Source organism: Pyrococcus woesei (genome assembly GCF_050496105.1).
Lineage (GTDB): Archaea > Methanobacteriota_B > Thermococci > Thermococcales > Thermococcaceae > Pyrococcus > Pyrococcus furiosus.
Map to the genome: position 1 here is coordinate 306,572 of NZ_CP179867.1, position 10,576 is coordinate 317,147.

Here is a 10,576-nt window from a genome sequence, read left to right on the forward strand (position 1 = left end):
AAGAGCCTTTATCGATGCTCATCCACATAGGTATTGACGACACCGATTCACCAAATGGAATGTGCACTACATATATTGGGGCTATTCTATATAGGGAAATTTCCAAGATAGCTGAGCCTCTAGACTTTCCAAGATTAATTAGGCTAAATCCAAATGTTCCTTACAAGACCAGGGGAAATGGGGCCGTTGCAATGAGTTTTAAAATCGATGAAGAAAAGATAAAGGAAGTAAAGACACTTGTAATACGGTATGTAAGGGAATTGGCCGATATAGATCACGAGAACACAAATCCAGGGATTGTTTTCTTAATTGGGGAAGTGCCAAAGGAATTAGAAGAGTTTTCTCTAAGAGCATTAAGAGAGCACGTTACAATCGAAGAAGCAGAACATGTAGCTCGAAAAGTCAACGCAGAAGTTTACAAATTCAAGCTCGGAAGAGGAATAATTGGGGGATTAGCAGCTATAGGCTATCCTCTAGAAAAGTTCACTTACGAATTACTTGCCTACAGGAAAAGAGAGTACTGGGGAACTCCAAGAAGAGTTATTAAGGAAAGTGTATTTTATGCAGACAAATGGAGCTATCCGTTCACCTACGATAACGTTGACCCTTACAAGAGAACTGTCCTAATAACTCCTCATGGAAAAGACCCAGTTCTTGTGGGGATAAGAGGAATTGATGTAGGAAAGATTCTTCAGGTCTTTGAGATGATTAAAATAGAAGAACCAATTGAATTCTTCCAAGTTTACAAAACAAATCAAAATACCGACGATCATTTGGTTGTTAAGAAGATAAAAGATGTTAAGCCTTATGATAACGTTGTCATAAGGGGAAAAGTCGCTGGAAAATACTGGGAAAAAGGAAGACATGTATTTTTTGAACTTGAGGATGAAACAGGGAAGATTAGAGTGGCAGCTTTTGAACCAACTAAAAAGTTTAGAAACTACGTGAGGAAACTCCTCCCAGGAGATGAGGTTATAATAGCTGGCGGAGTCAAAGAATTCGAAGGAGTATTAACCGTAAACCTGGAAAAATTTTACCCAGTAAATCTTGTTCCCAAAGTGGAATATGAAAAGCCAAGATGTCCAAAGTGCGGAGGAACGATGAAGAGCAAGGGAGATTATCTAAAGTGTAAAAAGTGCGGATATAAGATGGAAAAAATATTGACTCCAGTTAAGAGGCCAAGAGACTTAAAGAAGAAGATTTATGAAGTTCCTCCAGATGCTCGGAAACATATTTCTCGCCCCTTAGTTCTCCCAGGAGGGGAAGATAAGATATTAGAGGCTCTATAAAAAGAAATGTTTTTATTTTTAACATGCAAAATAGGCAACCGTATGGTCAAATTAAGGACATTTATAAACATCTCAGAAGATCTCTTCGTAATCAGAAACTTAATTGGAGCAATTTTGCAGGGTATTGGATTAGCTTATTTAGTTCCAGTTTTGCTTGCCTGGTTTTATCCAGAAGAGATACCCTTGGTAATCTACTTCGCAATTCCTGGGTTTTCCTGTATTATTTTGGGGTGGGTGTTATCTAAACACATGGAAAAGATCGAAGACGTAAATCTAAGACAGGCAATGATGGCGTCGGCATTTATTTGGCTTTTCGCTTCCTTAGTTAGTGTTATTCCCTTTATGGGAATAGCAAAGATGAGATTTGTAGATTCATACTTCGAAACAATGAGCGCATGGACAGGGACTGGACTAACAATGATGAGCAACCTAGAGAGCTATCCAAAAATTCTCCTCTTTTGGAGAGCTTGGATGCAATGGCTTGGTGGGATAGGAATAGTTTTGGTTGCACTAACAGTTCTCATAAGACCTGGTGTAGCTGCAGCTAGGCTATATAAGGCTGAGGCCAGGAGCGAGAGAATATTGCCTAACTTTGTAAACACGGCAAAAATTATAGTTCAGATTTATGCAGTCCTAACGCTCCTAGGCATTTACTTGTACTATAGCAATGGGATGAGTTTGTTTGATGCAACAATTCACTCAATGACTGGCCTGGGAACTGGTGGTATGAGTAGTCATGACTTGAGCATTGGATACTTTAATTCTCTTGCAATAGAAACAGTTACTGTATTCCTCATGATAATGGGTGCCACAAACTTTACTGTCCATTATAGGATGTTCAAAAATCGTTCTCTCAAAGAATTCTTCAGAGATATTCAAGTTAGGTATATGCTTTACTTTATTACTTTAATAGTGGCTCTAATGACATACTCTCTGGTCTTTTTTGGACATTTAACTCCAATAAGGGCACTAAGAGAATCAATATTTCATGCAGTTTCAGCAATTACATGTACTGGATTTGGAATAAGCAATTTGGCCGAATATCCAGAGATAGATAAGATACTCCTGGCAATATTAATGGTCATAGGAGGAAGTGCAGGTAGTACTTCTGGTGGTATAAAGTTGATTAGAATAGTTCTCATGTACCAAAGCCTTAAGTGGACCATAGAACAGGCAATTCTTCCCAAGGGGGCGGTAATAAGAAAGAGAGTCAATGGATATGAGTTCACAGAAGAGGAAATTCAAGAAGTTTTAGGCTTTACAATGACGTACATAGCATTTCTCCTCCTGGGAACTTTATATATTATGCTAAGGCTAGGAGTTAGATTTGCAGATGCACTATTTGAAGTAGCCTCCGCAATTGGAAACGTAGGGCTTAGCGTCGGAATAACGTCTCCACTGCTTCCCCTAGACATAAAAATTCTTCTCACAATATTAATGTGGGTGGGAAGGCTTGAAATATTCTCGACGATAGTCTTTATAGTTGGACTAGCAATGATTTTCTCCAGGAGGTCCAAAGAGTGAAGATAATTGAAGTTAGGGATGTTAGCTTCAAATATTTTGGAGCTAAACAATACTCCCTAAGGGATGTTAATTTAACTGTTAGAAAGGGGGAATTTTTAGGAGTAGTCGGTCCAAGCGGAAGTGGCAAATCAACTTTCTGCTTAACATTAAATGGTATTATTCCTCACTCCATCAAAGGTGAGTTTTCGGGAGAAGTAATTGTGGATGGATTAAACACCCTTAATTATCCAGTTTCAAAACTTTCTCAAATTGTCGGTCTTGTGTTTCAGAATCCAGAGTCACAGCTCTTCAACATGACTGTGCTCGAAGAGGTGGCCTTTGCACTTGAAAATCTTGGAATAGAAAGAGAAGAGATGTGGAAAAGAATAAGATGGGCCCTAAAGCTAGTAGGGCTTTGGGAAAAGAAGGAACACTCTCCCCTAGCACTAAGTGGTGGAGAAAAACAGAGATTAGCAATAGCCAGCGTTCTCGTCATGAAGCCAAAAGTGCTAGTGCTCGATGAGCCAACTTCTCAGCTAGATCCCTTAGGGAAAGAGGAGATCCTAAGTCTGGTTAAACTATTAAACAAAGAGGAAAAAATTACTGTTGTCTTAGTTGAGCACAACACTGACTTTCTACTTGAACATGCAGATAGAATTGTTGTTTTTGACAAGGGGACTATCATCCTAGAGGGAAAACCCGAAGAAGTTTTTGAAAATGTCGATATTTTGATGAGTATAGGTATTAAAATTCCGACAAGGATAAAGGTTGGGTATGAGCTTAAGAAGAGGGGAGTTGTAGACAAGAGCGTTCTATCATTAAATGAAATTGTCAAAGTGTTAAGATCTTTGAGAGAGAAAAAATTGCCGCAATCATAAAATACATTAGGCAATGTCCCGCCCTTATATTGGTGATCAAAAGATGAACGTATTTTCAAGTACCTTAGAGCTATTCGAAAAGTACAAACCAACTCCACTAGTGAAGCTAGGAATAGGGAGGGATGTTTTTTGCCAAGCTTGAGTTCTTTAATCCATTCAGTAGAAGCATCAAAGACAGGCCAGTCTACAACATGATAATGAAAGCAATTGAAAGCGGAGAAATCGATGGAACAGATACTTTATATGAGGCAACATCTGGGAACGTTGGAATTGCTCTTGCGGCATTGTCTGCAGTACTTGGACTTAAATTCAGAGCTTATGTCCCAAAACCCACTCCAAAAATAACTGAAATTCTAATCAAAATGTTTGGAGCAGAAGTAATCAGGACAAAATTCGAGACTATTGATCCAGAGTTCATAAATTTTGTAAAAGAAGAGGCCAAGAAAGACAAAGCAGTGAATTTAAATCAGTTTGAGAACGATGCAAATTTCGAAGCCCACTACTATGGAACTGCCAAAGAACTTGATGAACAACTCAAAAGCATAAAAAAGAAGCCTGAAGTAATAATAGCTGGAGTGGGAACCTCTGGACATATAGCGGCCCTTTCAAAATATTTCAAAGAAAAGTATGGGACTAAGATCATAGGAGTTGTACCTGCAGAGGGAGAAAAAATTCCAGGGATAAAGAGAATAGAAACGAAACCAAAATGGTTCTTCCAGGTAAAAGTTGACAAAGTCGTTGAGATCACAACAAGGGAAGCTGTTGAGGGGGCCTTACGAGTAGCTCGAACAGATGGCTTAATAATAGGGCTGAGCTCAGGAGCTGTAGTTAAAGCTTATGAAAAAATAAATCCCAAGGGAACTACAGTATTGATCTTTCCCGATGACGGGTTTAAGTATGTCGAGATCTTTCAAGCTTTTCTACAAGAAGCTCAAGATACGACCTCCTCTCAAACTGCTCGACACCAATCTCCCTAAGGATTGCCTCTAGCTTTTCCACTGCCTGCGGGATTTCTTCCTCATTTTTTACAAGAGTTTCAATCTCAACAAATTTACCTAACCCTTCAACATCGTCTAAAGTTATCGTTACTCCTTTCTCAACATAATACTTTTCCCTGGTTTTTGTTATGGTTAGGATTTCTCTAAATCCTAAGAGCTCAAGCAATTGAGAATACTTATCGACGTCATCAATCTCAACCTCAATCTCTAACCTTGTCTTTGACCTTTCATCAATTTTTGGACCTTTGTATGTAAGAAAGGCCTCAAAATGGCCGTTGAATCTTTTTATTCTAATTCTCAAGGCTTCATCTGTCTTGGAAAAATCCCTACAGGGGTGTTGATAATAAATATCCTCATGAATCTCTCTCCTCATAAACTCAAATTTCTCCCTAACTCTCTCAAATATCTCATCGTTTGCATATCCTTTAAGTTCTACCTCGTACATAGCCCCTCCCCAGCCTCTCTTCAAGTTTCCTAAGACAGTTCTTACAATACATCCAAGACTTTATATCTGTATCTATAATTGAGTTTGAAAAATGCATTACACACTTGGGATTCGGACAATGTTCCAAGCCAAACACGTGACCAAGCTCGTGCATAGCCTCTTTCAATGCCCTTTCCTTCAAAAGTTTTCTATCTGGGGGTTCTCCATAGAATTCTGGATAAAGCCTGTGAAGAGAAATTAAAGCAACTCCAAACCCAGGGTGAGCTATGCCAAAGATAAAATTTAGGCCAGACTCATAAAGATCAACTTCCGTAACTCCCATTACTGCCAAGGCTTTATAATCCCTTCTTATGATGGAAAGGGCTGGTAAAAAATGCCTAGCTAAATACTGATTTCTATAAAAGTCATAGGCATGAGAAAACGCCGAGATTGGAAGGCTGCCAATAATCTTAACTCCTATTCCAAACTTCATGTAAAAGCTTTCAATATTTTCAGAAAGAAAAGAAAGAACATCGCTAGGAACTTCACCAATTGGGACTACTATTATCATATCCCTCACGGTGTAAAGTCCATTGGCTTTAGCTCCTCAAGTAACGCCTTAGCAAGTTTTATTGTATTGTCAACATCTCTAGCATCAGCTAATTCAACCTGGGAATGCATATATCTGATTGGTATACTGAGAACTGCCGTCGCAACACCTTCTCTGTTTATCTGCATTACATTTGCATCAGTTCCAGTAGGCCTTGGACTTGGTTCAACTTGTAATGGGATCTCATATTTCTTTGCAACCTCGTCAGCAAACTGCCTTAGTTTTGGATTAATATTTGGCCCAACATCCATAACGGGACCCTTACCCAACTCTGGAACTATCTTTCCTTTGTCATTTGGTTGCTTTGCAAAGGTGACATCCATAGCAATTCCAACTTCTGGGTCTATAGCAAAGCTCGCGACCCTCGCTCCTCTGAGCCCAATCTCCTCCTGCACAGACGCTACAATGTATATATCTGCTTCATGCTCTCCTAATTGTCTAGCAGCTTCAATCATCGCATATAGGCATATCCTATCATCCAAATAGGGGGTGGCAAACCTGTGCTCGCTAAGCCTTGTGAAGTTTGGTGCAAACTCTCCAATTGTCCCAATTCTGAATCCCATCTCTTCAGCTTCTTCCCTGCTAGAAGCTCCAACATCCACTATAATGCTATCCCAATCTATCTTACCACCTTGATCCTTGGCTTCCCTTCTCAAGTGAGGAGGCAAAACTCCTACAACACCATATCTCTCCCCTTTTTCTGTGAAGAATCTTATCTTCTGAGCTATTAAGGTTTCAGGCAAAACCCCACCAATTGGGACAACACGTAGATAGCCATCTTTGTCAATATGATTTACCATGAGTCCTATCTTATCCATGTGAGCAGCAACCATTACCTTGGGAGCAGAGCCCTTAAAGTGGGCAATCACATTCCCAAGCTTATCAATTTTTACTTCATCCGCAACATCTTTAAGAATATCTACCACAAGGTCTCTAATTCCCAGGTGTTCATACCCAGAAACTCCTGGAGATTCTATTATTTTTTTCATTAGTTCCCAATCTACCATCCTTTCACCTCCATTAAGATCTATTTCTCAGTGCAAATAAAGATATTTAAATACTTTGCTTGCCTAAAATACTTGACTTTATCAAAAAGAGAAAGAGAGCTAAGATACCAAAAAGCAAAAGGTTTGTCTAATTCTCTTCTTTAACTGGACCCTTTCTACAAACAAGAACTTTTCAAAAGAGGAAAATAAAAATGGTACAATGTACAACTTATTAGAACAAAGAGTATACCAAATGATAAAAGTATTAAACTCCTCTACTATAAAAAGAGGGGGGATGAATAATGGATTATCACAGAAGACATCCGTATCATCATAGCATAAAGAAGAAAATGAATGTTGAGTATGAAGAATATGCATATGTATTAGACTATCTTCCAAATGGTTATCCTGATCTAAGAACAGGCCACTATCTTGGAAAACCTGTAGCTCAGGTGATAGGAGAAAAAGCATTCACATTGCTAGAAGTTACCCCCAAAGTTGACCTAATGTTGTATGAGAGGGTGTATGTGGGAAAGGGGGAGAGAGACAAAGTACTAAAAATTAACAAAAAGCTAACATACGATGAACTAACAGACACTGCAAAAGCCGAACTCCCTTATGTCCTGGAAGAAATTGTTAAGAACAATGAAGATAGATTTGTAAAGTTCTTCAACATAGCTCCTCCAATAACAAACAGGTTGCACAGTTTGGAGCTCCTCCCAGGAATAGGAAAAAAGCATATGTGGGAAATCATTGAGGAAAGAGAAAAAAAGCCATTTGAAAGCTTTGAAGATCTTAAAAAGAGAGTAAAAGGACTTCCAGATCCAGTAAAGATGATTGCAAAAAGAATATTAGAAGAGCTGCAAGGAAAAGACAAATACCGACTATTTGTAGGGAGTAATAGAATATTCCGTGAATAGACATGAGAGACAAACTTTTCTATTTCCTCTCCAAATACAATTTTTCTCCTAGAGACAAAATAGGCCAGAATTTCCTAATCATGAGAGATGTTATCATAAAAGCCGTTGAAACAGCTGAAATCAAGAAAAGCGATGTAGTTTTAGAAGTAGGTCCAGGGTTCGGCTTCTTGACAGACGAGTTATCAAAAAGAGCTGGGAAAGTCTATGCAATAGAGCTGGATAAAAGAATCATTGAAATCTTGGAAAATGAATATAACTGGGAGAACGTTGAAATCATTCAGGGAGATGCTGTAAAAATTGAATGGCCCGAATTCAACAAGGTTGTTTCTAACATTCCCTATCAGATTTCTTCTCCCTTTACCTTCAAACTGCTGAAGCATGATTTTGAAAAAGCTGTTGTTATGTACCAACTGGAATTTGCAAAGAGAATGGTTGCAAAACCTGGAGATAGAAACTATTCAAGACTTTCCCTAATGGTGAACGCTTTAGCAAATGCTAAAATTGTAATGAAGATAGGAAGGGGGGCATTCTATCCAAAACCCAAGGTGGATTCTGCATTAGTTCTTATCGTTCCAAAACCTAAAGATGAGAGAATAGAGTTAAATGAGAACTTAGTAAAAGCTCTGTTTCAGCATAGGAGAAAGCTAGTGTCAAAAGCCCTCAAGGAGTCATGCCACATGCTTGGAATAAACAAAAAGGAACTAAAGACATTAAAAAACATTCTAGAAAATGTACCGCATGCAAAGAAAAGAGTGTTTGAACTTACCCCAGAAGAAGTTAAAGAGATTGAAGAATTTCTAAAAATTCAAGGAATCATTAATTAATAATTTTTTCAAAAAGTTTATCTATATATTATGAGTAAAAACTACCTGGCGAGCAATATGGCATATATCTCATATTTTAAGTTTCTAACCGAAACACTTTTAGTTATCATTTCAACAATTTGGATATATTACATTCTCAAGCACAAACATTATACTCCCCTTAACCAAAGAGAGCACTATCCCCTTCTCATAGGGGCCCTTTTAATATGGATAGGCTTCATAACAAACCTCGTAAATGAGTTTCTACCTCTCCTAATGGAACTTTCTCAAAATGCCATAATTTTTTCAAAGATAGCGGATGACATATTTGTATTTTCAGGGATAGCAACTCTCACACATTATTTTTATCAGAGAAGCAAAATAGAAATAAAAGTTCAAATTAAAGATGGGAAAAATTCTCCAAACCTAAAGCCTGGTGGATATATAGTTAGTGCAAGCAAAAGCTTCAGCATAGATTATTCAAAGGCTGTAGCTATAACAAGAAATCCAGAAATTTACAAAAATATTGGAATACCCTACATATGGATATCTAAGGTTGAGGGAGAGAATGCTATCTCCCCAACAAATCTCCCCAAACTTCTCCATACGATGATATCCCTAAGCAAGAAACACCCAGGAGTTACGTTTATCATAGATTCGGTAGAATACTTAGCCCTAGAAAATGGTTTTGAAAGTACCTTTAAATTCCTAATCTCTGCAAAAGATCACTTGATGCTCAATAACTCTTCCTTAGTTTTGATCATAGAAGATAAAGCTTTCAAACCTAATGAACTTGCTCTGCTAAAAAAGGAATTTAAGGAAATTAGCTAGAACACAGAGATCTTGTCCTCGAGAATCATCTTCTGAACTTTTGTTATATTTGCCAACCACTCGTCAGCTATTGAATACGCATCCTTTTCGAATTCCTTCACGCTATGTCCAGGCTTTGGAATTACCTGTATGCTAGCTACTAATGGCTGGTCAATTGGCTTTCCGATCTGACTTAATATTCTCACATAAACTTCCTCCACTGGAAGTGTCTTAGCTATGTCCTCTGCAATTAGCATTGCGAGAATGTTGTAGATCTTTCCAACGTGGCTGACGGGGTTCTTACCCGCAGCAGCTTCCATGCTCATGTGCCTATTTGGGGTTATAAGACCATTAACTCTGTTTCCTCTTCCAACCGAACCGTCATCTCCTGCCTCGGCACTAGTTCCAGTAACTGTTATGTAGTATATCCCTCTCTCGGGATCGTCAGCTGTGTTGACGTATATGTTAACTTTTCTCGAGGTTATCTCTTTAGCTAATTCTTCTACGGCCTCTTTTATCTTGTCCTTTACTTCCAGGTATTCTTTGGGAGTTGCCACTTCACTATCAACAATGGCAGCTGCTATAGTCAAATCGATCTCGTTTCCTCTTCTTAGACCCATTACCTTAATGTCCTCTCCAACGGCTGGGTATTCTTTCTTGAACTTCTCGCTGTTAAGCAACTTCTCAGTTTCAAGAACTAATCTCTCTGTCTCGCTCAATGGGGCGTATCCAACTCCAAATGAAGTATCATTTGCCAATGGAATTGGGTTTTCCCTTGCCTTGTTAAATACACTTACAAGATCAACGCTACCCTGCCCAATTCTTGAATCAATGATAACATGGTTTTCAACGTCTAAGTGTCTAATTGCATTCTTGAGATAGTTCTTTGCAGCCTTAATGGCAACTTCATGAACTGGAAAGAGTTCTTGATCAACTAGCTCAACTGCTCTACCTGAAAGTAAAATGTAGATTGGCTTTACAACCTCTCCACCACCAAACCTGGGATACGCCCTACCGCCGACAACCTCAACTTGATCGGTGTTGTGATGAAGAATTACTCCATACCTCCTAATATACTCCCTACATAGAGCTCTGCTAACCGCTTCAGCGATTCCATCAGCTATGCTGTCTGGATGACCAATCCCCTTTCTCTCTACAAGTTCAACCTGCTGCATCTCCACTGGAGTTCTAACTATCTCCTCAACAACTATGTTCCTCGCCATGAGCGTCACCTCGCTTATCCAACTTTGTCAAATGTTTATATAATTTTCGGCATATAAAATATTCAATCCTTATTACTCCCAGTTATTTAGACCCACAATGCTTAATAGTCCGTCAAGAAAATCAAGTTAAAG

The 10,576-nt window shown here is 38.7% G+C and carries 11 protein-coding genes; 7 read left to right on the forward strand and 4 right to left on the reverse strand.

Annotated features, from left to right (window positions below):
* Window positions 1–14: 14 nt before the first annotated feature.
* From tiaS to ACMFNG_RS01885, 4 genes are all read left to right on the forward strand, one after another.
* Window positions 15–1,289: a tRNA(Ile2) 2-agmatinylcytidine synthetase TiaS gene (gene tiaS, locus ACMFNG_RS01870; RefSeq protein WP_011012995.1), complete on the forward strand. Its 1,275-nt coding sequence runs from the start codon at window positions 15–17 to the stop codon at window positions 1,287–1,289.
* A gap of 42 nt (window positions 1,290–1,331) precedes the next feature.
* On the forward strand, window positions 1,332–2,813 hold the full coding sequence (locus ACMFNG_RS01875) for a TrkH family potassium uptake protein (RefSeq protein WP_014835554.1): 1,482 nt from the start codon (window positions 1,332–1,334) through the stop codon (window positions 2,811–2,813).
* Window positions 2,810–3,670: an energy-coupling factor ABC transporter ATP-binding protein gene (locus ACMFNG_RS01880; protein ID WP_014835553.1), complete on the forward strand. Its 861-nt coding sequence runs from the start codon at window positions 2,810–2,812 to the stop codon at window positions 3,668–3,670. Before ACMFNG_RS01875 ends, ACMFNG_RS01880 begins: the two co-directional genes overlap by 4 nt.
* A 122-nt stretch (window positions 3,671–3,792) precedes the next feature.
* The gene (locus ACMFNG_RS01885; protein WP_011012998.1) at window positions 3,793–4,647 is read left to right on the forward strand and encodes a cysteine synthase family protein; all 855 of its coding nucleotides are present in this window, start codon (window positions 3,793–3,795) and stop codon (window positions 4,645–4,647) included.
* Here the strand turns inward: ACMFNG_RS01885 and cyaB are convergent.
* Genes cyaB through ACMFNG_RS01900 form a run of 3 tightly spaced genes read right to left on the reverse strand, consistent with a single transcriptional unit; the run spans window position 4,562 to window position 6,709 of the window.
* Window positions 4,562–5,113 carry a class IV adenylate cyclase gene (gene cyaB / locus ACMFNG_RS01890; RefSeq protein ID WP_014835551.1) on the reverse strand — a complete coding sequence of 184 codons (552 nt, stop codon included), beginning with the start codon at window positions 5,111–5,113 and terminating at the stop codon, window positions 4,562–4,564. The two genes, ACMFNG_RS01885 and cyaB, sit on opposite strands and share 86 nt — an antisense overlap.
* Window positions 5,094–5,663, reverse strand: a complete 570-nt coding sequence (locus tag ACMFNG_RS01895; RefSeq protein WP_014835550.1) for an archaemetzincin family Zn-dependent metalloprotease — start codon at window positions 5,661–5,663, stop codon at window positions 5,094–5,096. The genes cyaB and ACMFNG_RS01895 overlap by 20 nt, the downstream gene beginning before the upstream one ends.
* A 5-nt stretch (window positions 5,664–5,668) precedes the next feature.
* Window positions 5,669–6,709, reverse strand: coding sequence for a lysyl aminopeptidase (locus ACMFNG_RS01900; protein ID WP_011013001.1), 1,041 nt, complete (start codon window positions 6,707–6,709; stop codon window positions 5,669–5,671).
* A gap of 281 nt (window positions 6,710–6,990) precedes the next feature.
* Between ACMFNG_RS01900 and ACMFNG_RS01905 the strand changes: the two genes are divergently transcribed.
* The 3 genes from ACMFNG_RS01905 to ACMFNG_RS01915 are packed head-to-tail and all read left to right on the forward strand — an operon-like array spanning window position 6,991 to window position 9,242.
* The gene (locus ACMFNG_RS01905; RefSeq protein ID WP_011013002.1) at window positions 6,991–7,608 is read left to right on the forward strand and encodes a DUF655 domain-containing protein; all 618 of its coding nucleotides are present in this window, start codon (window positions 6,991–6,993) and stop codon (window positions 7,606–7,608) included.
* Between the two features lie 2 nt (window positions 7,609–7,610).
* Entirely contained in the window at window positions 7,611–8,432 is an 822-nt protein-coding gene (gene rsmA / locus ACMFNG_RS01910; RefSeq protein ID WP_288072747.1) for a 16S rRNA (adenine(1518)-N(6)/adenine(1519)-N(6))-dimethyltransferase RsmA, read from the forward strand.
* 30 nt (window positions 8,433–8,462) lie between these two features.
* A complete protein-coding gene (locus ACMFNG_RS01915) occupies window positions 8,463–9,242 on the forward strand; it encodes a DUF835 domain-containing protein (RefSeq protein ID WP_011013004.1) in 780 nt (259 codons plus the stop codon).
* On the opposite strand, the gene ACMFNG_RS01920 is transcribed toward ACMFNG_RS01915, so the two are convergent.
* Window positions 9,239–10,444, reverse strand: a complete 1,206-nt coding sequence (locus tag ACMFNG_RS01920; protein WP_011013005.1) for a methionine adenosyltransferase — start codon at window positions 10,442–10,444, stop codon at window positions 9,239–9,241. The genes ACMFNG_RS01915 and ACMFNG_RS01920 overlap by 4 nt on opposite strands.
* Window positions 10,445–10,576 lie beyond the last annotated feature (132 nt).

Excerpts from the sequence above, each read along its gene's own strand:
- ACMFNG_RS01900 (WP_011013001.1), bottom strand. The coding sequence starts at position 6,709 with ATGGTAGATTGGGAACTAATGAAAAAAATAATAGAATCTCCAGGAGTT.
- ACMFNG_RS01905 (WP_011013002.1), top strand. The coding sequence starts at position 6,991 with ATGGATTATCACAGAAGACATCCGTATCATCATAGCATAAAGAAGAAA.
- tiaS (WP_011012995.1), top strand. The coding sequence starts at position 15 with ATGCTCATCCACATAGGTATTGACGACACCGATTCACCAAATGGAATG.
- ACMFNG_RS01875 (WP_014835554.1), top strand. The coding sequence starts at position 1,332 with ATGGTCAAATTAAGGACATTTATAAACATCTCAGAAGATCTCTTCGTA.
- rsmA (WP_288072747.1), top strand. The coding sequence starts at position 7,611 with ATGAGAGACAAACTTTTCTATTTCCTCTCCAAATACAATTTTTCTCCT.
- cyaB (WP_014835551.1), bottom strand. The coding sequence starts at position 5,113 with ATGTACGAGGTAGAACTTAAAGGATATGCAAACGATGAGATATTTGAG.
- ACMFNG_RS01895 (WP_014835550.1), bottom strand. The coding sequence starts at position 5,663 with ATGATAATAGTAGTCCCAATTGGTGAAGTTCCTAGCGATGTTCTTTCT.
- ACMFNG_RS01915 (WP_011013004.1), top strand. The coding sequence starts at position 8,463 with ATGAGTAAAAACTACCTGGCGAGCAATATGGCATATATCTCATATTTT.
- ACMFNG_RS01920 (WP_011013005.1), bottom strand. The coding sequence starts at position 10,444 with ATGGCGAGGAACATAGTTGTTGAGGAGATAGTTAGAACTCCAGTGGAG.
- ACMFNG_RS01885 (WP_011012998.1), top strand. The coding sequence starts at position 3,793 with ATGTTTTTTGCCAAGCTTGAGTTCTTTAATCCATTCAGTAGAAGCATC.